General features: G+C 73.0%; 22 protein-coding genes. 11 read left to right on the top strand and 11 right to left on the bottom strand.

Annotated elements, in window-relative coordinates; translation table 11 throughout:
* Positions 1–19 precede the first annotated feature (19 nt).
* Positions 20–475, top strand: a complete 456-nt coding sequence (locus ACIQTO_RS16615; protein ID WP_402388310.1) for an NUDIX hydrolase — start codon at positions 20–22, stop codon at positions 473–475.
* A 162-nt stretch (positions 476–637) separates the two neighbouring features.
* Here ACIQTO_RS16615 and ACIQTO_RS16610 read toward each other — a convergent pair whose 3' ends face one another.
* Genes ACIQTO_RS16610 through ACIQTO_RS16600 form a run of 3 tightly spaced genes read right to left on the bottom strand, consistent with a single transcriptional unit; the run spans position 638 to position 4,097 of the window.
* Positions 638–2,869: an FtsX-like permease family protein gene (locus ACIQTO_RS16610; protein ID WP_402388309.1), complete on the bottom strand. Its 2,232-nt coding sequence runs from the start codon at positions 2,867–2,869 to the stop codon at positions 638–640.
* The gene (locus tag ACIQTO_RS16605; protein ID WP_402388308.1) at positions 2,866–3,576 is read right to left on the bottom strand and encodes an ABC transporter ATP-binding protein; all 711 of its coding nucleotides are present in this window, start codon (positions 3,574–3,576) and stop codon (positions 2,866–2,868) included. Before ACIQTO_RS16605 ends, ACIQTO_RS16610 begins: the two co-directional genes overlap by 4 nt.
* The gene (locus tag ACIQTO_RS16600; protein WP_402388307.1) at positions 3,573–4,097 is read right to left on the bottom strand and encodes a PadR family transcriptional regulator; all 525 of its coding nucleotides are present in this window, start codon (positions 4,095–4,097) and stop codon (positions 3,573–3,575) included. Before ACIQTO_RS16600 ends, ACIQTO_RS16605 begins: the two co-directional genes overlap by 4 nt.
* Before the next feature lie 578 nt (positions 4,098–4,675).
* On the opposite strand from ACIQTO_RS16600, the gene ACIQTO_RS16595 reads away from it, so the two are divergent.
* Positions 4,676–5,344, top strand: a complete 669-nt coding sequence (locus ACIQTO_RS16595) for a hypothetical protein (RefSeq protein ID WP_402388306.1) — start codon at positions 4,676–4,678, stop codon at positions 5,342–5,344.
* A 70-nt stretch (positions 5,345–5,414) separates the two neighbouring features.
* Here the strand turns inward: ACIQTO_RS16595 and ACIQTO_RS16590 are convergent, their stop codons facing one another.
* Together ACIQTO_RS16590 and ACIQTO_RS16585 are read right to left on the bottom strand one after the other, a co-directional pair.
* Positions 5,415–6,062 (bottom strand): YoaK family protein, encoded by a 648-nt coding sequence (locus ACIQTO_RS16590; protein WP_402388396.1) that lies wholly within the window; start codon positions 6,060–6,062, stop codon positions 5,415–5,417.
* Between the two features lie 219 nt (positions 6,063–6,281).
* Positions 6,282–6,635, bottom strand: a complete 354-nt coding sequence (locus ACIQTO_RS16585; protein ID WP_402388305.1) for a hypothetical protein — start codon at positions 6,633–6,635, stop codon at positions 6,282–6,284.
* 179 nt (positions 6,636–6,814) lie between these two features.
* On the opposite strand from ACIQTO_RS16585, the gene ACIQTO_RS16580 reads away from it, so the two are divergent.
* The 5 genes from ACIQTO_RS16580 to ACIQTO_RS16560 all read left to right on the top strand — a co-directional run bounded on the left by ACIQTO_RS16580 (position 6,815) and on the right by ACIQTO_RS16560 (position 10,860).
* Positions 6,815–7,798, top strand: a complete 984-nt coding sequence (locus ACIQTO_RS16580; protein ID WP_402388304.1) for a TIGR01777 family oxidoreductase — start codon at positions 6,815–6,817, stop codon at positions 7,796–7,798.
* Positions 7,799–7,893: 95 nt separating this feature from the next.
* Positions 7,894–8,262, top strand: a complete 369-nt coding sequence (locus ACIQTO_RS16575) for a BlaI/MecI/CopY family transcriptional regulator (protein WP_402388395.1) — start codon at positions 7,894–7,896, stop codon at positions 8,260–8,262.
* Entirely contained in the window at positions 8,259–9,158 is a 900-nt protein-coding gene (locus tag ACIQTO_RS16570; RefSeq protein ID WP_402388303.1) for a M56 family metallopeptidase, read from the top strand. Before ACIQTO_RS16575 ends, ACIQTO_RS16570 begins: the two co-directional genes overlap by 4 nt.
* 372 nt (positions 9,159–9,530) lie before the next feature.
* The gene (locus tag ACIQTO_RS16565) at positions 9,531–9,797 is read left to right on the top strand and encodes a hypothetical protein (protein WP_402388302.1); all 267 of its coding nucleotides are present in this window, start codon (positions 9,531–9,533) and stop codon (positions 9,795–9,797) included.
* A 910-nt stretch (positions 9,798–10,707) separates the two neighbouring features.
* Positions 10,708–10,860, top strand: coding sequence for a hypothetical protein (locus tag ACIQTO_RS16560; protein WP_402388301.1), 153 nt, complete (start codon positions 10,708–10,710; stop codon positions 10,858–10,860).
* A 685-nt stretch (positions 10,861–11,545) separates the two neighbouring features.
* Here the strand turns inward: ACIQTO_RS16560 and ACIQTO_RS16555 are convergent.
* Positions 11,546–12,559, bottom strand: a complete 1,014-nt coding sequence (locus ACIQTO_RS16555) for a LacI family DNA-binding transcriptional regulator (protein WP_402388300.1) — start codon at positions 12,557–12,559, stop codon at positions 11,546–11,548.
* A 195-nt stretch (positions 12,560–12,754) separates the two neighbouring features.
* On the bottom strand, positions 12,755–13,777 hold the full coding sequence (locus ACIQTO_RS16550; protein WP_402388299.1) for an NlpC/P60 family protein: 1,023 nt from the start codon (positions 13,775–13,777) through the stop codon (positions 12,755–12,757).
* Positions 13,778–14,207: 430 nt separating this feature from the next.
* On the opposite strand from ACIQTO_RS16550, the gene ACIQTO_RS16545 reads away from it, so the two are divergent.
* The 4 genes from ACIQTO_RS16545 (at position 14,208) to lysS (ending at position 21,250) form a co-directional block, all read left to right on the top strand.
* Complete coding sequence (locus ACIQTO_RS16545) at positions 14,208–16,115, top strand: methylmalonyl-CoA mutase family protein (RefSeq protein WP_402388298.1); 1,908 nt, start codon at positions 14,208–14,210, stop codon at positions 16,113–16,115.
* Positions 16,115–18,319, top strand: a complete 2,205-nt coding sequence (scpA, locus tag ACIQTO_RS16540) for a methylmalonyl-CoA mutase (protein ID WP_402388297.1) — start codon at positions 16,115–16,117, stop codon at positions 18,317–18,319. Before ACIQTO_RS16545 ends, scpA begins: the two co-directional genes overlap by 1 nt.
* 12 nt (positions 18,320–18,331) lie before the next feature.
* The gene (gene meaB, locus ACIQTO_RS16535; protein WP_402388296.1) at positions 18,332–19,327 is read left to right on the top strand and encodes a methylmalonyl Co-A mutase-associated GTPase MeaB; all 996 of its coding nucleotides are present in this window, start codon (positions 18,332–18,334) and stop codon (positions 19,325–19,327) included.
* Between the two features lie 267 nt (positions 19,328–19,594).
* The gene (gene lysS, locus ACIQTO_RS16530; protein ID WP_402388295.1) at positions 19,595–21,250 is read left to right on the top strand and encodes a lysine--tRNA ligase; all 1,656 of its coding nucleotides are present in this window, start codon (positions 19,595–19,597) and stop codon (positions 21,248–21,250) included.
* A 46-nt stretch (positions 21,251–21,296) separates the two neighbouring features.
* On the opposite strand, the gene ACIQTO_RS16525 is transcribed toward lysS, so the two are convergent.
* The 4 genes from ACIQTO_RS16525 to ACIQTO_RS16510 all read right to left on the bottom strand — a co-directional run bounded on the left by ACIQTO_RS16525 (position 21,297) and on the right by ACIQTO_RS16510 (position 23,801).
* Entirely contained in the window at positions 21,297–21,863 is a 567-nt protein-coding gene (locus ACIQTO_RS16525) for an AAA family ATPase (protein ID WP_402388294.1), read from the bottom strand.
* A 23-nt stretch (positions 21,864–21,886) separates the two neighbouring features.
* Positions 21,887–22,312, bottom strand: a complete 426-nt coding sequence (locus ACIQTO_RS16520) for a hypothetical protein (protein ID WP_402388293.1) — start codon at positions 22,310–22,312, stop codon at positions 21,887–21,889.
* Between the two features lie 107 nt (positions 22,313–22,419).
* Positions 22,420–23,052 carry a hypothetical protein gene (locus tag ACIQTO_RS16515; protein WP_402388292.1) on the bottom strand — a complete coding sequence of 211 codons (633 nt, stop codon included), beginning with the start codon at positions 23,050–23,052 and terminating at the stop codon, positions 22,420–22,422.
* A gap of 56 nt (positions 23,053–23,108) precedes the next feature.
* Positions 23,109–23,801: a pentapeptide repeat-containing protein gene (locus ACIQTO_RS16510; RefSeq protein WP_402388291.1), complete on the bottom strand. Its 693-nt coding sequence runs from the start codon at positions 23,799–23,801 to the stop codon at positions 23,109–23,111.
* Between the last annotated feature and the right edge of the window lie 44 nt (positions 23,802–23,845).

The following is a 23,845-nucleotide window of genomic DNA, read 5'->3' as shown; positions in this document are numbered from 1 at the left end:
CACCGCGAGGAGAACCGAGTTGACCACCGCACCGCTGATCGGCGCCGGCGTCATCGTGCCCACCGGGGACGGCCGGGTGCTGCTCGGCCACCGGATCACCGCCGGCGAGCCGCCCACCTGGAGCCTGCCCGGCGGCAAGGTGGACGACCCGGGCGAGTCCTTCGAGCAGGCCGCCGCGCGCGAACTCGCCGAGGAGACCGGCATCGTGCTGCCGGCCGCCGCGATGCGGGTGCTCGCCGTACTGCTCGACCACGAGTCGGGCCGGCCCCGGCTCACCGCGGCCGTGCTCGCACCGCCGAGCCTGGCCGCCGCGGTGGTCACCGAGCCGCACGCCTGCGGCGGATGGGAGCGCGTCCCGCTCGACGCCCTGCCCGAGCCGATGTTCTACCCGTCCGCGCTGGTGCTGGGCAGCTGGCTGGCGGACGCCCCCGCGGTGCTCCGGCCCGGCACGTACGCGTACCCCGTCGCCGGCTGAGGCCGGTCGGCGGGGTACGCGTGGCGCGAGGACGGTCAGCCGTCGCGGGGCGGCGCCGGAACGGTCGGGCCGCCCCGAGCCGGTTCGACGGCCGCGAGCCGGTTCGACGGCCGCGGTCCGGCTCCGACCCGGCTGCGGTCCTGCCCGGCGGCTACGTCCGGTTCAGCCGTTGCGGGCCGCCTCCGGGCCGGTGATCCGCCTCAGCAACGGGAGCGTCGAGGCGATGATCCCGAGCGAGGCCGCCAGGCCGAGCCCGGTCAGCGCGTAGTACAGCGCCCCCGGCGACACCAGGTCGTAGCTCATCTGCGACTTGAGGAACATGGCCGAGGCCGCGAAGCCCGTCCCGATCGAGAGCGCCGACACCAGCAGCAGCGGCAGCGCGCTCTCCAGGCCGACCACCCGTTGCAGCAGGCCGAGCGGCGCCCCGGTGAGCCGCAGCATCGCGAACGGCCGCCGGCGGTCGGAGAGGCCCGCCACCACACTGACCGCGAGGCTGCACCCGGCGATCGGCAGGGTGGTCAGCAGGACCACGTCGGCCAGCTGCCGCCAGCCCGCGAGTTGCCGCTGCGCGCTGGTGCCCCAGTCCTCGACCATGCGGGACGTGAGGGTCGGGTAGGCCTTGGTGAAGAGCGTCCGCAGCTGCTCCATGGCCGAGGACGACCCGTCGGTGGTCGCGTAGATCATCTTCACCGGAAGCCCGGCCACGTCCGCCGCCGAGACCGGCGCCGCGGGCCATTCCTCGCCCACCGCCTCCTGCAGATTGACGAACTGCCACAGCGGGACGGCCGCGACGCTCGCACCCGGCGCGCAGTGCCCGATCACCGGGATCTGCGCCAGCTCCGAGCAGAGGACCAGGGCGGGCGGGTACGCGTCCGGGTCCGCCGGGTCCTTGCCGATCCCGGCCGGGTCGATGTGCGCCAGCGCGATCCCGTGGAAGCCGGGGACCGCCCGCGCCCGCTCCAGCAGGCTGTCGGACACGGAGTCGATCACCAGGGGGCCCAGGTAGTCCCTCGGGGTGTGCACCACGGCCTTGCGGGTGCCCGGATCGCCGCTCAGCGCACCGCGGTTCTCGTCGATGGTGCCGATGACGCACACGGTCGCGGTGGTGACGAACAGCGCGAGGACCAGGCCGGCGACCGAACGGAACCCCGCCTTCGGGTCGTCCGCCAGGCGGCGCACCGCGATCAGCGTGGCCGGGCGGCTGGTGCGCCGGGCCACCGTCCGGGCGGCGGCCATGGTCAGCCACGGGCCGGCGATCACCAGACCCAGCATCACCAGCAGGAAGCCGGTCAGGTAGGCCGCCGTCTGCCCGTTGGTCGTCGGCGGCCGGTTGTCGACGAAGTAGCCGAGCTCGGCGAGGCCGAGCAGCAGCGGGACGAGCCGCCGGGCGCTCGGCGGCCGCGGGGTGACCCGGCGGGTGACGCCCAGGGGCGAGATGGTGACCCGGCGCAGCGCGAACCGGGCGGCGAGCGCCGCCGCGACCGGCACCCCCAGCGCGACCCCGGCCGCCTGGAGCGCGCCCAGGCTCAGGTCGGCGGCGAAGAACCGGTCCCCGGTGAACGGCACGGTGGCGACCAGCGGGCGCAGCGCGACGTACAGGCCGAAGCCGACGACCGTACCGATCACCGATGCCGCCGTGGACTCGACCGCCGAGATCACCGACACCTGCCGCGGCGTGGCTCCCACCAGCCGCATCGCGGCGAAGCGCTGCTCCCGGGTGGCGGCGGACAGGCGGGTGGCGGTGCCGATGAAGATCAGCACCGGGAAGATCAGCGCACCGGCCACCACGGAGAGGATCAGCGTCATCGCGTCGCCACGCACGCCCTGGCCGTAGCAGTCGTCGTCGCACGCGGACGGGACGGCGGTGGCGATGGTCGTCACCGCCACGGCCCCCGGCGCGGCCCTGACCTCGTCCACGGTGCGGCCGATGACCAAGGACAGGGTGTCCGGCGACGGCAGGGCCTCGTCACCCAGGAGCCCGGCCGGCCGGCCCGGGAAGCGGTCGGCCAGCTCGACGGCCGGGACCTCGCGCAGCAGCGCGGCCAGGGCCGGCGAGGCGTAGTACTCGCCGGGTGCCGGCACCTTGCTCAGACCGGGCGGGACCGGCGAGGTCGGGCCGGTGGCCGCGACCTCCGCCTCGAAGACGGTCTTGCCCTGGTAGTAGTCGCCGTGGCCGTGCCACCAGAGCGGGTCCACCTGGGCCGTGTCGGTCCGGGCCTTGGCCCCGGTGTTCATCCAGAGCTGCCGCTCGTTGGCGCGGTCGACGGCGTTGAGCCCGGCGAACGTCGAGAGCAGCAGCCCGACGCCGACGGCCACCGCCGCCGCGATCATCGCCAGCCGGAACAGGGCCTCTTTCCCGCCGCTGACGGCGAGCCGGAGCGCGAAGTGGATCACGAGGCGATCCGTTCCGACACGCGCTCCGCCGCCGGACCCGCCGGGAGCGAGGTGGCCCGGCCGTCCCGGACGATCGCCTCGCGGTCGGCGTAGGAGGCGACCCTCGGCTCGTGGGTGACCAGGATGACGGTGGTGCCCTGCTCACGGGCGGCGCCGACCATCAGCTCCATCACCTGCTCGCCGGTGAGCGAGTCCAGCGCGCCCGTCGGTTCGTCGGCGAAGAGCACCCGGGGGCGTGCCACCAGGCCGCGGGCGAGGGCGACGCGCTGCGCCTGACCGCCCGACAACTCACCGGAACGGCGCCGCTCCATGCCGTCCAGCCCGAGCCGGGCGAACCAGGGCCGGGCCTCGGCCAGCGCGGCGGCCCGCCTGGTGCCGTTCAGCAGCAGGGGCAGGGCGACGTTCTCCTCGGCGGTCAGCTCGGGGACGAGCTGGCCGAACTGGAAGACGAAGCCGAACCTGTCACGCCGTAAGGCGCTGCGCCCGGCCTCGTTCATGGTGTCGATGCGCTCCCCGTCGAAGCGGACCTCGCCGGCGTCGGGGACGAGGATGCCGGCCAGGCAGTGCAGCAGCGTCGACTTGCCGGAGCCGCTCGGCCCCATGATGGCGAGCACCTCGCCGGCGTCCACCACCAGGTCGGCACCGCGCAGGGCCGGGGTCTCGCCGAAGGCGAGCGTGATGCCGCGGGCCTCGATCAGCGCCGTCATGACCGCACCGCCTCGGCGAGCGCGTCCAGGCGGGCGGCGGTCAGGTCGATCCAGCGCAAGTCGGCCTCCAGGTGGAACAGTCCGTGGTCGGCGAGCAGGGCGTCGACCAGTGCGCCGTTGCGGCGCAGGTCGGTGAGTTCGCGCATCCGCCGCATGTGGGCGGCGCGCTGGGTGTCGAGGTACAGCTCGGCGTCGCGGCCGAGCATCAGGGCCAGCACGACCTTGGTGAACAGCACCGTCTGCAGGTTGGGTTCGGGTGAGACGGGCTCGACGAGCCAGTGCTCGAACTCCGTCACACCGGCCTCGGTGATCACGTAGCGCTTGCGCTCGGGCCCGTCGCCGGGCTCGGCCTCACCGGGCACCACCTTGCCGTCCCGGGCCAGCCGGCCGAGCGTCGCGTAGACCTGGCCGTAGGGCAGGGGCTTGCCCCGTCCGAAGAGGGCGTCGTAGTCGCGCTTGAGGTCGTAGCCATGGCTCGGCTCTCGCTCCAGCAGCCCGAGAAGGGTCAAAGGAACACTCATGGGAGGACCGTACACCAGGCGTATACACCGAGGGTATAGCTGGCGAGAATACGCCACCGACCTGGGAAGACGTCGGTGTCGTGGACAGCTTCGAGTCCACTCGAAGGCCTCCGGCGTGAGCGGGGGCGGGACTGAGCGAAGCCGCGCGTGAGCGGGGGCGGGCGTGCGCGGGAGGCGGCCCCACGTCCGCCCCCCGCTCCACACGGGTGGCCCGACTCGCCCCCACAGCGGGCCGGGCCCGCCGCGCCCCGGCACTCGGAAGACGCGGCTGCGACCAGCCTGCCCCGCGCACCCCTCCCCTGCCGAGGGCCGAACGTCCCGGTCGTACGTATCCGGTCGTACGTATCCGGGACGTCCCCGCCCCGAGCCCCCCGACGAACCCGCACACCGGCCGCGCCGCCGCCGGGCCCGCCGACCGGCCGTCAGGACCCGGCGGCGGACGGGCCCGGCACCGCGGGCACGCACGGCTCTTGTGCGGGGGCCGGGGCGGGGGGAGATTGGGAGCCGGAGCCCCGGCGGACGATCCCGGCCGGACGCCCCGCACACCGCTGCGACCCACCATCCGAGGAGCACGCATCGTGTCCAGCACCCCCGGGCCGGTCCGGCCCGCGTCGCTGCCGCGGCGGGCCGGGCGGCAGCTGCGGCGGGCCGCGGGCAGCCGCCGCGATCCCCTGGTCCGGCCGCTGGACCGGTCCCGCAGCCGGGCCTGGTGCGCGGCCGTGCTGGGACTGCTCCTCACGCTGGCCGCCGGGGTCGGCGGTGCGCTGCTCGGCTACCAGTCCGTCGGGCGGGACACCGACGCCGACCTGGCCCGGCTGCGCCAGGTCGACGCCGTCGTGACCGGCACCGGCCGGCACGGGGCCGCGGTGGGCAGCCGTGCGGCGGGCGGCTACCAGGGCCGGGTGACCGCCGAGGCCGCCTGGACCGCGCCCGACGGGCAGCCGCGCGCCGGCGCCGTCGAGGTGCACCGGACGGCCCTCGTCGGAACCACCGTCACCATCTGGGTGGACGAGGCCGGTCGGGCGACCGACGCCCCGACCACGCGCGCCGGCCTGGCGATCGAGGCGGCCTGCGTGGGCCTCGCGGGCTCCGCCCTCCTCGGGGCGGCCGTCCTCGCCGCCCTGGCCCTGCGGTTGCGCACCCTCGACCGGCGGGCCGACCGCGCCTGGCAGCGGTCCTGGGCCAGGCTCGAACCGCTCTGGAGCGGGCGCACCAGCCACAGCTCCGGCGGGGCCCAGGACGACTGACACCGGCCGGGGCCGCCGGCCGTTCGCGGGCCGACCCGTCAACCCGGCCGGCGGCCGGTCCGACGGTGCCTCAGACCCCGCCGTCCCGACCGGTCCAGGCCGGGGCCGGGTGGCCGGCGGCCGCGCGGCGGGTGAGGACGGCGACGGCGACGACCAGGGTCAGGGCGAGGCCGAGAGCCGCCGTCACATCGGCGTTCAGGACGAGCGCGGCGCCGAGGAAGGCCCCACCGAACATCCAGCCGGCCGAGGCGAACCGGCGCAGGCCGGCCAGGTCGGCGGCCAGGCCGGTCAGGGCCATGGTGAGGACGGTGGTGGTGAGGTCGGGGATCCGGAAGGACCGGACGACGGCGTTCTGCAGCCCCATCGCCAGCCCGAGCAGGACGGTCAGCGTGTAGCGGACCGGCTCGGCGGTGTGACCGGCCAGCGCCGCCACGACCGTGCTGACGGCCAGCAGCGCCGCCTGGAGGACGGCGGAGACGACCAGCAGCCGCCCCCGGTGACCGGGCAGGCGCTCGCTGAGCCGGCCGCCGGCCAGCGCACCCGCCAGGAAGGCGCCCAGCGCGGCGAGCGAGGCCGTGGCGGAGAAGCCGGCCGCACCCGCCAGGGCGAAGCCCAGGAAGACCACGTTGCCCGTCATGTTGGCGACGAAGACATGACCGAGAGCGAGATAGCTCACCGCGTCCACCAGCCCGGTGACGACGGTGAGCACCAGCAGCATCGGCACCAGCGGGCCGTGACGGGGGTCGCTCCACACAGCTGTCCTCCTCCGGTTCGCGCGTCCCGGGTGATCTCCGGCGCACGTCCCGTTCTACGCCCGTCCGGCCGCCCCGGGCACGCCGAACCCCCGCCGGGGCCCGTTCGGGCTCCGGCGGGGGAGGCTCGGCGCGGGCCGGACCCGGCCGCGCGGCGGTCCGCCGTCAGCAGTCCTGGTCCGCCGTCAGCCGCCCGTGTCCGCCCTCAGCAGTTCCTTGAGCGTGGTGCTGAGCGCCGCGTCCATGGCCTTGGCCACCTCGGCGTCGGCCGGCCCCGCCCAGGGGGCCTTGGGCTGGGCACCGGCCTTGGTGCTCGTCCAGACCGCCAGCTCGTTCACCGTGCCGTCGGGCGCCGTCAGGTAGGCGTGCAGGACGACGGCGGCGCCGCCGGGCTGCGGGACGGTCACCGTCGCGGCGACGTACGTCGCGTCCTCGGGGCTGGTCAGCTTGACCGTCGCCCCCGGGGCGGTCTGTTCCTTCCCCCGATGTCGCGATGCGTCGGCACGGGCCCCGAGGTCCGGGACCGGCCGGCGATCCACCCCCCGTGGTCCGAGCGGTGGTCAGCTCGCGTGTCGACGGCGTCGAAACCTAGTGCGAACGGGCCGCGGCGCGCAAAGCGGCCACCGCCCCCCCTTGGGGGCGCCACCCGGCGACGCTCCTTTTGAACACGTTCAGATCTGAGCTACGCTGCACCGGGAACAGACCGAGGGGGGCTCTTATGAAAATCGTCATACCCGGTGGCACCGGACAGGTCGGCCGGATCCTGGACCGGGCGCTGAGCGCCGAGGGCCATCACGTCCTCGTGCTGACCCGGCGCCCGCGCCGCGATCGCGAGGTCTACTGGGACGGCCGCACCCTGGGGCGCTGGGCCGAGGCGATCGACGGCAGCGACGCGGTGATCAATCTGGCCGGGCGCAGCGTCAACTGCCGCTACACGCTCGCCAACCAGCGCGCGATGCTGGACTCCCGGGTGGACTCCACCCGGGTCGTCGGCCGAGCCGTCGCCGCGGCGCGCAGGCCACCGCGGGTCTGGCTCCAGATGAGCACCGCCACCGTCTACGCGCACCACTTCGGCGCCCCGCACGATGAGCGGACGGGTGTGCTCGGCGGCGGCGAACCCGACGTCCCCCGGCGCTGGGACACCAGTGTCGCCATCGCCCGGGCCTGGGAGCAGGCCCAGCAGGAGCCCGCGACGCCGGACACCCGCAAGGTCGCGCTGCGCTGCGCGATGGTGATGAGCCCCGACCGCGGCGGCGCCCTCGACCTGATGCTGCGCCTGGCGCGGTGCGGATTCGGCGGTCCGATCGACGGCGGCGGCCAGTACATGTCCTGGATCCACGACCGGGACCTCGTCCGCGCCGTCGGCTTCCTCCTCGAACGGGACGACCTGGCCGGGCCGGTCAACATCGCCGCGCCCCACCCGCTGCCCCAGCGCGCGTTCATGCGGGCGCTGCGGCGGGCCGGGGGCATCCCGGTGGGCCTGCCCGCCACCCGGTGGATGGCCGAGATCGGCGCCTTCGCCCTGCGCTCGGACACCGAACTGCTGCTCAAGAGCCGCTCGGTGGTGCCCGGCCGGTTGCAGGAGACCGGTTTCGGCTTCGAGCACCCGCACTGGCCGGAGGCGGCCGCCGAGCTGGTCCGGCGGATGCGCCGCCGACCGGTACCCGCCGGCGGCGGGCGCGCCCGTACGATGGCCCGGTAGGCGGCCGGGCGGACGGCCGCCGAGCCGGGCCGGGGAGACCGGTCCGGTCGGCGACCGGCGGACCGGCCGGGTGCGGAAGGGACGTTCGGGCGGTGTTGCGCGGGTTCGGCGATCTGGAGGCCGAGATCATGGACCGGCTCTGGTCCTGGGACCGGGCGGCCACCGCCCGCGAGATCGTCGACGACCTGCGGCAGCGGCGGCCGCTCGCGTACACCACCGTCACCACCGTCGCCGACATCCTGCACACCAAGGGGTGGCTGCGCCGCGAGAAGGTCGGGCGGGCCTGGGTGTACCGGCCGACCTGCACCCGCGAGGCGTACACCGCCCAGCTGATGCACCAGGCCCTGGAGACCACCTCCGACCGCGCCGGGGCTCTGCTGCACTTCGTCGACCGGATGAGCGGGGACGAGGCCTCGGCGCTGCTGGCGGCCCTGGAGCAGGTCAAGGCGAGGGACACCGGGTGACGCTCGCACTGCTCGCGCTCCACCTCGTGCTGGTCGGCGTCGTCCTCCCCCGGCGGCTGGCCGGTGCGCGCCGGCTCCAGGCCCGGCCGGCGGCGGGCGTGGCCGTCTGGCTCGCGCTGATGGCCTCCTTCGGCACCGCGCTGCTGCTCGTGGCGCACCACCTGGCGGCGCCGCTCGGGCACGATCCGGCCGGACTGGTCGGCCTGATCCCGCACGTCGAGGCGGAGCGGACCGCCGCCCCGCACGCGCACGGCTGGTGGGCACCGGCCGTCGCCGCGCTCGCCCTGGGCGCGGCGGCCGTGCCGCTCGGGGTGCGGGCCGCGCGGCTGCGGCGGCGGCACCGCGCGGTGCTGGACGTGGTCGCCGTCCGCGACCGGCGCCGCGACGCCCTGGTGCTCGACGACGCCCGCCCGGCCGTCTACTGCCTGCCCGGCCGGCGGGCCCGGGTCGTCGTGTCGCGCGGCGCGGTGGACCTGCTCGACGAACGCCAGCTGACCGCCGCCCTGGCGCACGAGCGCGGACACATCCGGGGCCGGCACCATCTGGTGCGGCTCGCGGTGGACACCTTCGCCATGGTCCTCGGCCGGCTGCCACTGGCCCGCACCGGCCGGGCGGAGGTGGCGCTGTTGCTGGAGATGGCCGCCGACGACGCCGCGCTGACGGCCGCGACCCGCACCGAACTGGCCTCCGCGCTCTGCCTGCTGGCCACCGGCGGCCCGGTGGGCGGGCCGACGGGCGGGCCGGTGTTCGCGGCGGCCTCCACCGGCGTGCTGGCGCGGGTCCAGCGGCTGGGCCGGCCCGCGACCGACACCCGCACCTGGGCCTCCGCCTCGCGCGCCGCCGCGCTGTCCGCGCCACTGCTGCCCTATCTGCTGGCCTGCGCGCCGCACCCCTAGGCACCGGCGGACGAGGCCCGGCCCCAGGGTCGAGGCATGCCGCAGTGTTCCCCGGCGCCGAGGTGATCGACGTGGTGCCACGTACGGGCGGTCAGTTGGGGAGGGCGTACGAGCTGCGCCGCACCGATCCCGCCCACGGCGCGATCCTCAAGGTGTACGCGCCCGAGTGGACGTGGAAGCGGGCCAAGGGGGTCCACATCTACCGGATCCTCGCGGACCTCGGTTCCCTCCCGTTACCGCAGGTGCTCCACCACACGCCGAGCGGAGCACCCGGCGGCCGGGCCGTCACCGTCCTGAGCCTGCTGGCGGGACACCCCCGCTGGGAGGCCGAAGGATCTGGACGCGGCCCGAATCCCCTCCCGCTACCGGGAGATGGGCGCCCTGCTGGCCACGATCCACCGGATCGGCCAGCAGGGCTACGGATACGTGACCGACCGCGGCGATCCCGAACGCCACGCACTCTTCGAGGGCTACGGACCGCTCCCGACCGACGCCCCCGAACGCCTAGACCTCTACCGCCTCCACCACGCCCTTGAGTTGTGGACCTGGTTCCGTTCGATCGGCACCGTCGACCCCCTGGACGCCATCGCCGACGACATCGCCCGCCTCGCCGGCCACCGCTCCGACACGCCCGCATGATCCGGGCGAGACCGGGATCAGGTGGCAGCCCGCCCGCGCCTGCCGACCGAAGGGCAGATCCGTCCCCTCGTCACGGAGGAGATCAGCCAGAGGACTCGAACCATTCGGGTTGGATAGGGTGTGCCGGGTGCGTAGCCCGCCTGCGAGTGGCCCGAAATGCCCGAATCTCTGGAAGTTGCCAACCCCGCCACCTCGCCGGACAGACGTGCAGCTCATCGACTCCGCTCCCCGCACATGCGGGGTTGGTCCCTTCTGCTGGGGGCAGAGGGCCCGGACGTAGCGCCGCTCCCCGCACATGCGGGGTTGGTCCCTGCCACATCGTGGCCAAGGTCCTGTGATGGCGCCGCTCCCCGCACATGCGGGGTTGGTCCCCTGGTGTACCGCAACGGGGACATTTCCAATATCCACTCCCCGCGCATGCGGGGCTGGTCCCTCCGCCTCCTTCAGGAGCGTCTCCCGCTCCAGCCGCTCCCCGCACATGCGGGGTTGATCCCCCGAACGCTACCGAAGCCGAACAGCTCTCGGCCCGCTCCCCGCACATGCGGGGTTGGTCCTGCGGCGTCGATGGCGCCGGCGGCGCGGAAGTACCGATCCCGGCGCTCAAGTACGGCGAGGGCGCCCAGGACCGGGCCGAGGCCGGCCTTCTCCCCAAGGCCCTGACCTCGGACGGAGGGGCGAGGGCTTCGCGTGAAGCCCTCGCCCCTCCACCCCCGGACAACGCGTGGACACATCCGGCACACCTGTTGCTCACTAACCGACGGACCTTCAAACACCAGGACAACAGCCCGACTCGACTTCGAACTTGAGAGCAGATCTCGAAAACTGGTGTAGAATCAGAGGTGCAAGGGGGGCCTTGAGGCTGATGCCGAAGCCATCGGCGGGCCACCCACCGACAGGGGGAACGACCGTCATGACCTACCACCTCGATACCGCGCGCGCGATCATCAACGAGCGGATGCGCGAGGCCGAGCAGCACCGTCTCGCCCACGCGATGTACCTCAAGAGCCGCGCCGAGGCCAAGACCCGGCGGGCACGCCTGCTCCTCTCCCGTCTCGGCGGATGAGCACCACCGCGAGCTGTCGCTCGCGGCATTCCGGCCGGACGCGCAGTCGTCCGGCCGGTCGCTGACCCGGGGACACGCGTCCGACCGTCCCCACCCACCTCCGGGCGTTGACCGAGTCCGCCCGGGATGTGCGATCTCCCCACCAGGCACGGATCGTCCGCCGGACACGAGGAGCCTCCGGGCCTCCCGGCGCGCAGGGCCTGAGCGACGGCCCGGGCCGACGATCGATCCGATCGCCGGGGCCCGGCTTCCGCACCATCACGTCAGGCGGGAATCGTGAAGACAGCCGCCTCGCGCGGCCCACGCCGGAGCGGGTACTGACCGACCCGGCCGTCCACGCACGCACGCACGCAGGAGATGGGCGTGGCCGCAGGGGTGGGCGTACTCGTCCACCATGTGCGGCATGACCTCGCGGATCGCCGGCCGCCCCCGGCCGGCGCGCACACCTCCGCCGCGAGCCCCTGTCCTTGCGGCATCCCTGTCAATCTTTTGCGCACCGCGTTCGGCTCCTCGCTGCCCTCCGATGCGGAGATCTTCGAGCAGGTCGGCGGGCCGAAGGGCCGGCCCACCGGGCGCTCCACGTCATGCCGGCCGGCTGACGGACCGGCGCGGCGAGGGCCCCTGGAGACCACGTGGTCTCCAGGGGCCCTCGTTCGTGCGGTGCGCGGTGCGGTGCCCGGGACGGTCAGGACTGTGCGCGCGGTGGCGCCGTCGACCCCCGGACCACCAGCTCCGGCTCGAACAGCAGCTCGTCGTGGGTGATCCGGGCGCCGCCGATCTCCCCCACCAGCAGGTCCACCGCGGCCCGGCCCATCGCCTCGATCGGCTGCCGGACGGTGGTCAGCGGCGGGTCGGTGCAGGTCATGAACGACGAGTCGTCGTAGCCGATCACCGACACGTCGTCCGGCACCGAGAGGCCGGCCCGGCGGACCGCCCTGACCGCCCCGAGCGCCAGCGGGTCGCTCGCGCAGATGATGCCGGTGACGCCCTCCCGGAGCAGCCGGGTGGTGGCGGCCTGGCCGCCCTCCAGCGTGAACAGCGCCCGCTCGACCCGGCTCTGCGGCAGGTCGAGGCCGGCCTTCGCCGCCGCGGCCTGCGCGGCGGCCAGCTTGCGCCGGGACGGCACGTGGTCGGCCGGGCCGAGCACCAGGCCGATCCGGCGGTGCCCGAGCTGGCGCAGGTGGCCGATCGACTGCTCGACGGCCACCGCGTCGTCGCAGGACACCCGGGCGAAGTCGAGACCGTCGATGGCCGCGTTCAGCAGCACCGTCGGCAGACTGCGCTCGGCCAGCCGGCCGTAGTGGTCGTGGGCGGCGTCGGCCTGGGCGTAGAGGCCGCCGAAGAAGACGACGCCCGAGACCTGTTGGGAGAGCAGCAGGTCGACGTAGTCCGCCTCGGACACCCCGCCGGCGGTCTGGGTGCAGAGCACGGGGGTGAACCCCTGGCCGGCCAGCGCGCCGCCCACCGCCTCGGCGAAGGCCGGGAAGATCGGGTTCTGCAGCTCGGGCATCACCAGGCCCACCAGCCGGGCGCGTTCGCCCCGCAGCTGGGTGGGGCGCTCGTAGCCGAGCACGTCCAGGGCGGTCAGCACGGCGGCCCTGGTCGCCTCCGAGACGCCGGGCTTGTCGTTCAGCACCCGGCTGACGGTGGCCTCGCTGACCCCGACCTTCTGCGCCACCTGGGCAAGTCGTCGTGTCATGGGGGGAGTGTACGTCGTTCCGCGCAAGAATTTGCGTGTTCTTGCGCTCTCTTGAAGGACCTCCTGAACCACTCTCCTGGAGGGCCTCCTGAACCGCTGAGCCCGGGCACGCGCGCACTCGGCCGAAGGTGCCGCCGGGCGTCGTTCCGCCCGGCGGCACCTTCCCTCCGCTTCCCTCCGCGCGCGGCGCGAGCCCTAGAGACGGACGGCGCCGACGTACGGCATCGCGCTGATCGGCAGCACCTCGACGTTCTTGCCGGTCCGCGGGGCGTGGATCATCTTGCCGTCGCCGATGTAGATGCCGACGTGGTGCAGGTCCGGGTAGAAGAAGACGAGGTCGCCGGGCTGGAGATCGCCTCGGGCGATCCGCTGACCGACCTTCCACTGGTCCTGGGAGATCCGGGGCAGCTTGACGTCGGCGGCCCGCCAGGCAGCGCCGGTCAGACCGGAGCAGTCGAAGCCGGAGGGGCCGGTCGCACCCCAGACATAGGGCTTGCCCAGCTGCGCGTAGGCGAACTGGACGGCCGCGGCGGCCCGGCCGGTGGCCGGGCCGCTGTACGCGGGGCGTTCGGCGGCGCGGGAGGCCCGGGCGGCGGTGTCCTGGGCGTTGACCTTGGCCCGGTCGGCGGCGCTGAGCCGGTTCAGCATCGCCTGCGCCTTGGCCAGCTTGTCCTGGATCCCCTTCTTCTCCTCGGCCAGCGCCGTGCCCGCCGCGTCGAGCTGGGCCAGGGTGGCGGTCGCCTCGGCCCGGTCCTGGTCGAGCCGGCGCTGCTCGTTGCGGGCCTGCGCGAGCAGCGCCGCCTGGGAGTCGAGGACCTGGTTCTGCGCCGAGGCCTTCGCCAGGTAGCCGCCCGGGTCGGAGTCGAGCATCAGCTGCACGGACGGGTCGATGCCGCCGTTGCGGTACTGATCGGCGGCCACGGCGCCGAGCTGGGTGCGCAGCTCGTTCATCGCCTCCTGACCCCGGACGACCTTGTCCTGGATCCGGTTGGCCTCACCCCGGAGCTGCTGCTCCTTCTCCCGGAAGCCGTTGTAGCGCTCGATCGACTGCTCGGCCTCCTCGCTGAGCCGGTCGACCTGTTCCTTGACGGCGTCGAGCGTGGGCGCCGGCTCGGCCTGCGCGGTGCCGGCAGCGAGCACCGCACCGCCGGCCAGCGCCGTGGTCAGGACCGCCATCCGGGCCCGACCGGGCGGGCTGGGCTTTCGGCGCTTTCCCATGACGATGGGCTCCTTCGCGGTGGTACGACGGTGCGTCACCCCGCCCGGCGGGCGGCGCCGGGGCGGGGACGGGCCCCGCGGGACGGGCCAGACGGGGCAGCGGACGGGGCAGGGCGGACAACGGGTCGGGCAGGGGTACGGCAGGGCGCAGCAGGGCAGCGCGAAGCGGGCGGGAGCGCACCGGCGGCTTCCCGACGTACTTCTACTAAGCAACTTAATAGATAACCGGTGCGGTTCCGCAACCCGCCCGCGCCCCGCCCGCTCCGCCCGCCCGCGGCCCCGGCGTCCACTCCTTGAGAACTTCCGGCTCCGGGATTCCAGGGGGTATCCAGGGGTCGACCCCTCTGAAGTGCGACGAAGCGCAAAGCGAGGGCAAGGTCACACCCTCGTCCTCTGCTGCGCCCACGCAAACGAGCGCTAACCTGCGGGCATGACGGTCCCGCCCGAAGGGCTTCCCCTGGCCGCCGAATTCCCGGCCGCACACCGCGAGCAGTGGCAGCACCTCGTCGAGGGCGTGCTCCGAAAGTCGGGTGCGCAGCCCGCGGACGGCGCAGCGGCCGAGCAGGCGCTCACCACCGCCCTCCAGGACGGGCTGCGCGCCCGCCCGCTGTACACCGCCGAGGACTCCTCGGCCGAGCCGGGTTACCCGGGCTTCCCGCCGTTCGTCCGCGGCGGGCGGCCGCAGGGCAGTTCGGTCTCCGGCTGGGACGTCCGCCAGCGGCACACCGACCCGGACCCGCGCCGCGCCAACGAGGCGGTGCTGGCCGATCTGGAGAACGGCGGGAGCTCGCTCTGGCTGGAGCTGGGCGGCGACGCCCTGCCGGTCGCGGCCCTGCCCGAGGCACTGACCGGCGTCTACCTCGACCTGGCCGGCATCGTGCTCGACGCGGGCCCGGAATTCACCGACGCCGCCGAGCAGTTGTTCGCGCTCTACGAGGAGCGCGAGATCTCCGCCGGCGCCGCCGCGGGCAACCTCGGCGCCGACCCGCTGGGCCTGGCGGCCCGCACCGGCGACGCCGGGCGCACCGAGGCGCTGCTCGCCGAGGCCACCGTCCTCGCGGCCCGCTGCGCCGAGGGCTTCCCGGGCCTGCGGGCGCTCGTCGTCGACGCCCTCCCCTACCACGAGGCCGGCGCCTCCCCCGCGCAGGAGCTCGGCTGCTCCCTCGCCACCGGTGTCGCCTATCTGCGCGCGCTCACCGCCGCCGGGCTGTCCGTCGACGCCGCGCTCGGCCAGCTGGAGTTCCGCTACGCGGCCGACGCCGACCAGTTCCTGACGATCGCGAAGTTCCGTGCCGCGCGCCGGCTCTGGGCCCGGGTGGCCGAGGTGTCGGGGGCCGCGCCGGAGGCCTCGGCGCAGCGTCAGCACGCCGTCACCTCGGCCGTGATGATGACCGCGCGCGACCCGTGGGTGAACATGCTGCGCACCACGGTGGCCTGCCTGGCCGCCGGCGTCGGCGGCGCCGACGCGGTGAGCGTCCAGCCGTTCGACAGCGCGGTCGGCCTGTCCGACGCCTTCGCCCGCCGGATCGCCCGCAACACCCAGTCGATCCTGCTGGAGGAGTCCCACCTGGCCCGGGTCGTCGACCCGGCCGGCGGCTCCTGGTACGTGGAACAGCTGACCGACGAGCTGGCGCACGCCGCCTGGGCCTGGTTCCAGGAGATCGAGCGGGCCCGCGGCCAGCGGGCCGCGCTGGGCTCCGGCCTGGTCGGCGAGCGGATCGCGGCCACCTGGGCGGAGCGCACCACGGCACTCGCCAAGCGGCGCGAACCGATCACCGGTGTCAGCGAGTTCCCGAACCTGGGCGAGCAGCCGCTGGTCCGCCCGCCGGCCCCGGCCGGGCCCGGCGGCGGGTTGCCGCGGGTGCGGCGCGCCGACGCGTACGAGGCGCTGCGTGCCCGCTCGGACGCCCGGCTGGCGGCCACCGGGGCCCGCCCGGCCCTCTTCCTGGCCTCGCTCGGGACGGCCGCCGCGCACACCGGGCGCACCACCTTCGCCGCCAACCTGTTCCAGGCCGGCGGCATCGCGACCACGGCCGTCGAGACCGCGGTGACCGAGCCCGGCGCCCCGGCCAGGGTCGCCGAGGCCTTCGCCGCCTCCGGCGCGCGGGTCGCCTGCCTCTGCTCCAGCGACCAGCTGTACGGCGAGCACGCCGAGGCCGTGGCGGAGGCGCTCAAGGCCGCCGGCGCCCGGCGGGTGCTGCTGGCCGGCCGGCCCGGCGAGCGGCGCGAGGCGTACGAGCGGGCAGGCGTGGACGGGTTCGTGGTCGCGGGCGGCGACGCCGTCGCGGTCCTGTCCTCGCTCCTGGACGAGATCACCGACGAAAGCGGAGTGGCCTGATGATCCCCGACTTCACCGGAATCGGGCTGGCCGGGGACGGCCGGGCGGACGTCACCGGCGAGCAGTGGCGCACCGCCTGGCGGCAGTCCACCGGCAAGGACGTCGACGAGCTGCTCTGGGACACCCCCGAGGGCATCGGCGTCAAGCCGCTCTACACCGCGGACGACCTGGCGGGCCTGGACTTCCTGGGCACCTACCCGGGCATCGCCCCGTACCTGCGCGGCCCGTACCCGACGATGTACGTCAACCAGCCGTGGACGGTGCGGCAGTACGCCGGCTTCTCCACCGCCGAGGAGTCCAACGCCTTCTACCGCCGCAACCTGGCGGCCGGTCAGAAGGGCCTGTCGGTCGCCTTCGACCTGCCGACCCACCGCGGCTACGACAGCGACCACCCGCGGGTCACCGGCGACGTCGGCATGGCGGGTGTGGCGATCGACTCCATCTACGACATGCGCCAGCTCTTCGACGGCATCCCGCTGGACAGGATGTCGGTGTCGATGACCATGAACGGCGCGGTCCTGCCCGTGCTGGCGCTGTACATCGTGGCGGCCGAGGAGCAGGGGGTGGCGCCCGAGAAGCTGGCGGGGACCATCCAGAACGACATCCTCAAGGAGTTCATGGTCCGCAACACCTACATCTACCCGCCGCAGCCGTCGATGCGGATCATCTCGGACATCTTCGCGTACACCTCGCAGAAGATGCCGCGGTACAACTCGATCTCCATCTCCGGCTACCACATCCAGGAGGCCGGGGCCACCGCCGACCTGGAGCTGGCCTACACCCTGGCCGACGGCGTGGAGTACCTGCGGGCGGGCCTGGACGTCGGCCTGGACGTGGACGCCTTCGCACCGCGCCTGTCGTTCTTCTGGGCGATCGGCATGAACTTCTTCATGGAGGTCGCCAAGCTGCGCGCGGCCCGGCTGCTCTGGGCCAAGCTGGTCAAGCAGTTCGACCCGAAGAACGCCAAGTCGCTTTCGCTGCGCACCCATTCGCAGACCTCGGGCTGGTCGCTCACCGCACAGGACGTGTTCAACAACGTCACCCGCACCTGTGTGGAGGCGATGGCGGCCACCCAGGGCCACACCCAGTCGCTGCACACCAACGCCCTCGACGAGGCGCTGGCGCTGCCGACCGACTTCTCGGCCCGGATCGCCCGCAACACCCAGCTGCTGCTCCAGCAGGAGTCCGGCACCTGCCGTTCGATCGACCCGTGGGGCGGCTCCGCGTACGTCGAGAAGCTCACCCACGACCTGGCCCGCCGTGCCTGGCAGCACATCCAGGAGGTGGAGGCGGCCGGCGGCATGGCCAAGGCGATCGACGCGGGCATCCCCAAGCTGCGCGTGGAGGAGGCCGCCGCCCGCACCCAGGCCCGGATCGACTCCGGCCGCCAGCCGGTGATCGGCGTCAACAAGTACCGGGTGGACAGCGACGAGCAGATCGACGTGCTCAAGGTCGACAACTCCTCGGTGCGCTCCCGCCAGATCGAGAAGCTGCGCCGGCTGCGCGACGAGCGCGACGAGGCCGTCACCCAGGCCACCCTGCACGCGCTCACCCGGGCCGCCGAGGCCGGCCCGCAGCGCGGCGGCGGCCTGGACGGCAACCTGCTCGCGCTCGCCGTGGAAGCGGCCCGCGCCAAGGCCACCGTCGGCGAGATCTCGGACGCCCTGGAGAAGGTGTACGGCCGGCACTCCGGCCAGATCCGTACCATCTCGGGTGTGTACCGAGACGAAGCCGGGCCCTCGGCCCCCCTCCAGCGCACCCGGGACCTGGTCGAGCGGTTCGAGCGGGCCGAGGGCCGGCGGCCGCGCATCCTGGTCGCCAAGATGGGCCAGGACGGCCACGACCGCGGCCAGAAGGTGATCGCCACCGCCTTCGCCGACCTCGGCTTCACCGTCGACGTCGGCCCGCTGTTCCAGACCCCGGCGGAGGTCGCCCGCCAGGCAGTCGAGGCGGACGTGCACATCGTCGGCGTCTCCTCGCTGGCCGCCGGCCACCTCACCCTGGTGCCGGCCCTGCGCGCCGAACTGGCCGAGGCCGGCCGGGAGGACATCACCATCGTGGTCGGCGGGGTCATCCCCCCGGGTGACTTCGACGCCCTCTACGAGGCGGGGGCGGCTGCCGTCTTCCCGCCCGGCACGGTGATCCCGGAGGCCGCCTTCGACCTGCTGAAGTCGCTCGCCGCCGACCTCGGCCACGACCTGTGAGCCGCTGAGCCGATGGCGCCCCGGACGATCGACCTCGACCAGTACGCCCAGGGGGTGCGGGACGGCTCGCGCGCCTACATCGCGCGGGCCATCACCCTCGTGGAGTCCACCCGGCCCGACCACCGCGCGCTGGCGCAGCGGTTGCTGACCATGCTGCTGCCGCACGCGGGCGGGGCGGTCCGGGTGGGCATCACCGGCGTCCCCGGTGTCGGCAAGTCGACCTTCATCGACGCCTTCGGCACCCGGCTCACCGCCCTGGGCCACCGGGTCGCGGTGCTCGCCGTCGACCCGACGTCCAGCCGGACCGGCGGCTCCATCCTGGGCGACAAGACCCGGATGGAGCGGCTCGCGGTCGACCCCGACGCCTTCGTCCGCCCCTCCCCCACCTCCGGAACGCTCGGCGGGGTGGCCCGGGCCACCCGGGAGTCGATGGTGGTGATGGAGGCCGCCGGCTACGACGTGGTGCTGATCGAGACGGTCGGCGTCGGACAGTCGGAGACCGCGGTCGCGGGCATGGTGGACACCTTCCTGCTGCTCAGCCTGGCCCGCACCGGGGACCAGCTCCAGGGCATCAAGAAGGGCGTACTGGAGCTCGCCGACGTGATCGCGGTCAACAAGGCGGACGGACCGCACGAGACCGACGCCAAGGCCGCCGCCCGCGAACTCGCTGGCGCGCTGCGCCTGTTGCAGGCCCCGGACGCCCCCTGGACACCCCCGGTGCTCACCTGCAGCGGCCGCGACGGCACCGGGCTCGACGTGCTGTGGGAACGGCTGCAGCAGCACCGCAAGGTCCTCGACGCCACCGGCGCGCTGGAGACCAAGCGCCGCGCCCAGCAGGTGGAGTGGACGTGGGCGATGGTGCACGACCAGCTCTTCTCCCGACTCCACGAGCACCCCGAGGTCCGCGCCCTCGCCCCCACCCTGGAACACCGGGTCCGCGAGGGCACCGTCCCGGCGAGCCTGGCGGCCCAGCAGATCCTGGACGCCTTCTTCGGCACCTCGCCCTAACGATCACAGCCGGCCGCGAACCCGGCCACCGCACAAGGCGCCCGACGGTCGCCACAACGCCACCTCGCACAAAGGCGTGAAGGTTGAGTGCCGTGTCCCACCCATGCGTGGGACACGGCACTTCACACGTCTCGCGCCAACTATCACAGTCTTGATTATCCGTCAAATCATATCGTGTCGGGCATCGTTCGGGTGTGTGGGCCGAACCCCCTCCCCTGCTAGCCGTATCCTTCTCCTGTCCCACCAGGCGATACAAGGAGGCGGACCGTGGCAGGCGTGAAGCAAGGCGATTGGGTGGCTGCGGCAGCGGACCAGGTCATCGCCGAGGGCAAACGCCGTGGCCCTGACTCGCCCCTCGTTTGCGCATCCGGTATCAGCCCGTCGGGGCCGATCCACCTGGGCAACCTGCGGGAGATCATGGTCCCGCACTTCGTTGCCGACGAGATCCGGCGTCGCGGGCTGGAGTGCAAGCACATCCTTTCCTGGGACGACTACGACCGGTTGCGCAAGGTCCCGGCTGGGCTGCCGGCCTCGTTCGCCGAGCACATCGGGCGGCCGCTCACGGCAGTACCGGACCCTTGCGGCGAGCACGAGAGCTGGGCGGAGCACTTCAAGATTCCGTTCCGGGCCGCGCTAGCGGATCTCGGCGTCGAGGTCACTGAGATCAGCCAGACCCAGATGTACACCTCGGGCGCGTATCGGGAGCAGATTCTCCATACGATGCGGAACCGGGAGAAGATCAACACTGTCCTGGGCCGGTACCGCACTAAGAAGACAGAGGCGCCTGACGAGGAGGACGAGGGCGAGAGCGCCGGCAGCGACTACTACCCGTACAAGCCGTACTGCACCGCATGCGGGCGGGACACCACGACTGTCAGCTCCTTCGACGAGGACAGTACTGAGATCCGCTACACCTGCGAGTGCGGGCAAGACGGCAGCTTCGCCCTTTCCGAGGGCAACGGCGGCGGCAAGCTGGTCTGGAAGGTCGACTGGCCGATGCGCTGGGCGTATGAGGGCGTCACCTTCGAGGCTGGCGGCGTCGATCACTCCTCCCCCGGTTCCAGCTTCACCGTAGGCTCCCAGCTGGTGCGGGAGATCTTCGATGGTCAGCCGCCCTCCTATCTCGGCTACTCGTTCGTCGGCATCAGCGGCGCCGCCAAGATGAGCGGATCTGCCGGTGGGGCCCCGACTCCCACGAATGCCCTCCAGATCCTCGAAGCGCCGCTGCTGCGCTGGCTGTACGCCCGGCGTAAGCCGAACCAGGCCATCACTGTGGCCTTCGACCAGGAGGTCAACCGGCTCTACGACGAGTGGGACGCCCTCAGCCGAAAGGTCAGCGCCGGCCAGGCCGAGGCCACGGAGCTGGCCGTACGCGAGAGGTCGATCGGGTCCGCCACTCGAACGCTGCCGAGCACCGAACAGGTTCTGCCGTTCCGGACGCTAGCCTCCGTGGCCGACATCACCACCGGCGACGAGGAGCAGACACTCCGCATCCTGCGGGACATCACGGTGGATGCTCCGCTAACAACCCTGGACCACGCCCGTCCGCGGCTCGACCGCGCGCAGGCCTGGGTGACCGGCTACGTTCCTACCGAGGAGCGCACGCAGGTCCGAACCGAGCCCGACCATGCCCGGCTGGAACAGTTGTCGCCGACCGAACGTGAGGCGCTCAAGCTCCTGCTCGACGGGCTGGGTGAGCACTGGTCCCTGCCCGGACTGACTTCGCTCGTGTACGGGATTCCGAAGTTGCAGGCCGGACTGGAGTTGGACGCGCCCGCCACCCCGGAGCTGAAGGCCGCCCAGCGTGCGCTGTTCTCGCTGCTGTACACGCTGTTGGTCGGCCGGGACACCGGTCCGCGGCTGCCGACGCTCCTGCTGGCGCTCGGTGCGGAGCGCATCAGGACGCTGCTTAGCGTCGCGTAAAGAGAGGTGGGGCGGCTCCGATCGGACCCGCCCCACCTCGGCCTTCCTACGTCCTTGCCTTCCGCGCCTGCTGAAGTCCGGTGAGGCGGAGGATCTCGTCCGCCACAGCACGGGGGTTGCGGTTGCCGGTCTCCAGGTGCGTGGCGAACACGGGCTCGCTGAGAGCAGCGATGCAGCGTTCGACCTGAAGGCCTTCCCAGCTGAGTTCACCCCACTCGTCCGGGCCCTCACCGCGGGCCCGGAGACGGTCGCGGATCGTCGCGGCGTCGGCGAGCAGGGTGAAGTGCTGGACGTCATGCCCCTGTTTGCGCAGCGGTCCGACGATCTGTGCGAGCACTGCGGTCCGCGCGATGGTCATCGGTACGAGAAGCGTCCGGTTGTACGCCCGCGACGACTCATCGATGAGGCAGCGGGTCAGCGCCGGCCAGACCGGCTCCAGTTCGAACTCCTCTGTCCTCAGCCGTTGAGGTAGCTGGGCCCACAGCATGTGCCCGACCTTCTCGGGGTCGATGACCAATGCCTCGGGCAGGTCGTCGGCGAGGATGCGGACAGTGGTGCTCTTGCCCACGCCGAACGGGCCGTTCACGAAAACAATCACTTGCTGCACCTCCATCTTCAGGGATCCTGGAGTGCTGGTCAGAAGAGTTCGACGAAGCGACGAGGGTAGGTGCTCGCGCTATAGCGCAGGACCAGAACCGAGAAGCTCTGGTGTTCGCGAAGCCGGTTGGTGGCGTGTTTGATCGAGCGCAAGCGGGAGATCATCGCCGCACGCACCACCGGCTCCTGGACACCGGACTGCGCACACGCCCGGTCGACTGTGGAGACGCAGTAGTGCTGGATGTCGGCGTCACTCTCGGGGACGAGTGTGTGGTCCGCCTGATGAAGAACGTCGAATCCCTTGAAGAGCGCCAGGGCCTGCTCACGGCTCTCCATCGGGCTGCTGATGCCAAAGACGTCCCGGCGCAACGCAGCGATACTGGGCGGGAGCGGTTTCTCGCTCCAGAACGGCGAGGCGAGGACGTATCCGCCGTCGTCCAAGAGCTGGGTGAGCCGCACCGCCATGGCTGTGGGATCCGGGAGGATCCTGGACGGCTTCCGCACGGCCTGACGCCACGGAACCACGGCCCCGGCCCGGTGCACACCGGGCCGGGGCCGCCGCCTTGCCCGACTCAGCCGTCGTTGGCCGCCGCGAATGCACCCTGCGGCCAACGACCGAGCCAGAAGACCGCAGTTGACTCCCGCTGCCCCTCGGTGGAGCCGTCGTGGGGCAGGAACTCGGTGGGAGCCACGTAGCCGTCGCCGGGGTCGAGACGCAGCCGGTAGCAGCGCAGGGGCAGACCTTCGGCCACGTAGCTGCGCAGGTCGTCGGTGTGCGGGTAGCGAGAGACGAAGTCGCTGTGCACAGCACGACAGATGGCCCGGGCGTCCTGGTCGCAGACGAGCAGGTAGCGAGCGCCGGGCCCGAGGTTGACGCACAGTCGGCGGCGACCCGTGTGCTTGGCCGCGTACGGGAGCTTGTCCCAGTTGTCGAGGTGCAGGCCGATCAACCGGCCGTCACGGTGGTTCGGTGTGGTGGTGAGCGTGTCGGCCGGGCTGCACGCCCGGCCGAGGTGGGTAACGCCCGGGCGGTCAAGCCGGGTGCGGTCGATGCTCCTGACATCGACCAGCTCCACCAGAACCTCACCCGGGGTGTCGACCGCCGGCGCCAGGAACTCGGCGAGTTCCCGGGTCAGCGCCCGCCAGGGGCCGGAGGGCACCACGGCGCTTTCCTCGTACGCCCGGTGTCCGTGAACGGCGCGCACATCGGCCACCTCACACCGGTCGGCCAGAAGGTCGAACCCGACTGCGACGGCGAGGCTCATCGGCCCGCCCTTCCGACCGGAAGGTCCTCCCCCCACGTGACCGCCAGCTCGGCGGCAAGCGCCTGACCGAGGTCAGCCTGCTGCGCGTGGTCGATGATGACCCTCGCCAGGTTGGCCACGCCTCTGACACCGCTCAGCTCGTTCCCGCGCAGGTCCACGTCCTTGTAGGTGCCACGCCCGAACTCGGTGGCGCGCAGCGTGCAGTCCTCCAGGATGGCGCGGGTCAGATCGCATCCGGTGAACGTCGTCTCGGAGAGGACACACCGGGAGAACGCGACCGGCCCGGTGGCGCGGACCTGCTCGAAGCTGGAGTAGTCGAGCCTGCAGTTCTCAAAGATCACGTTGTCCAGCGTGAGACCGCTGAGATTCGCACCCATGATCTTGCAGTTACGGAAGACCACCCGGGACAGCTTGCCGTCCGCCCACTGCGCCGATCCGAGGTCGCAGCCGTCGAACTCGACCGAGTCGGCGCGCACGTCCTCCAGCCGGACCCGGGCGGCACGCAGGTTGCCGATGCGGCCGGTGATCAGCCGGGCGTGCGCCAGATCGAGATCGCGCAGGTCGGCGTCGGCGTACTGGAAGTCCTGAACGGTGCCACGGCTGTTCTCCAAGGTGGTGACATTCAAAAGGTAGCCGTCGGCGAGGTCCGGCAGGGTGACGCGAACGCGGCCGAAGGTGCGGGTGTCCATGATCGTGTCTCTCTCGGGAACCGCTGGGCCCGCGATCACCTCGC

Source organism: Kitasatospora sp. NPDC091207 (assembly GCF_044768625.1).
Taxonomy (GTDB): Bacteria; Actinomycetota; Actinomycetes; order Streptomycetales; family Streptomycetaceae; genus Kitasatospora.
This window is presented reverse-complemented; position numbering and strand designations above follow the sequence as displayed.

Excerpts from the sequence above, each read along its gene's own strand:
- ACIQTO_RS16520 (WP_402388293.1), bottom strand. The coding sequence starts at position 22,312 with ATGGCGGTGCGGCTCACCCAGCTCTTGGACGACGGCGGATACGTCCTC.
- ACIQTO_RS16525 (WP_402388294.1), bottom strand. The coding sequence starts at position 21,863 with ATGGAGGTGCAGCAAGTGATTGTTTTCGTGAACGGCCCGTTCGGCGTG.
- ACIQTO_RS16545 (WP_402388298.1), top strand. The coding sequence starts at position 14,208 with ATGACGGTCCCGCCCGAAGGGCTTCCCCTGGCCGCCGAATTCCCGGCC.
- ACIQTO_RS16550 (WP_402388299.1), bottom strand. The coding sequence starts at position 13,777 with ATGGGAAAGCGCCGAAAGCCCAGCCCGCCCGGTCGGGCCCGGATGGCG.
- scpA (WP_402388297.1), top strand. The coding sequence starts at position 16,115 with ATGATCCCCGACTTCACCGGAATCGGGCTGGCCGGGGACGGCCGGGCG.
- ACIQTO_RS16580 (WP_402388304.1), top strand. The coding sequence starts at position 6,815 with ATGAAAATCGTCATACCCGGTGGCACCGGACAGGTCGGCCGGATCCTG.
- ACIQTO_RS16510 (WP_402388291.1), bottom strand. The coding sequence starts at position 23,801 with ATGGACACCCGCACCTTCGGCCGCGTTCGCGTCACCCTGCCGGACCTC.
- ACIQTO_RS16605 (WP_402388308.1), bottom strand. The coding sequence starts at position 3,576 with ATGACGGCGCTGATCGAGGCCCGCGGCATCACGCTCGCCTTCGGCGAG.
- meaB (WP_402388296.1), top strand. The coding sequence starts at position 18,332 with ATGGCGCCCCGGACGATCGACCTCGACCAGTACGCCCAGGGGGTGCGG.
- ACIQTO_RS16600 (WP_402388307.1), bottom strand. The coding sequence starts at position 4,097 with ATGAGTGTTCCTTTGACCCTTCTCGGGCTGCTGGAGCGAGAGCCGAGC.
- ACIQTO_RS16590 (WP_402388396.1), bottom strand. The coding sequence starts at position 6,062 with ATGCTGCTGGTGCTCACCGTCGTCACCGGGCTGGTGGACGCGGTGAGC.
- ACIQTO_RS16555 (WP_402388300.1), bottom strand. The coding sequence starts at position 12,559 with ATGACACGACGACTTGCCCAGGTGGCGCAGAAGGTCGGGGTCAGCGAG.
- ACIQTO_RS16560 (WP_402388301.1), top strand. The coding sequence starts at position 10,708 with ATGACCTACCACCTCGATACCGCGCGCGCGATCATCAACGAGCGGATG.
- ACIQTO_RS16565 (WP_402388302.1), top strand. The coding sequence starts at position 9,531 with ATGGGCGCCCTGCTGGCCACGATCCACCGGATCGGCCAGCAGGGCTAC.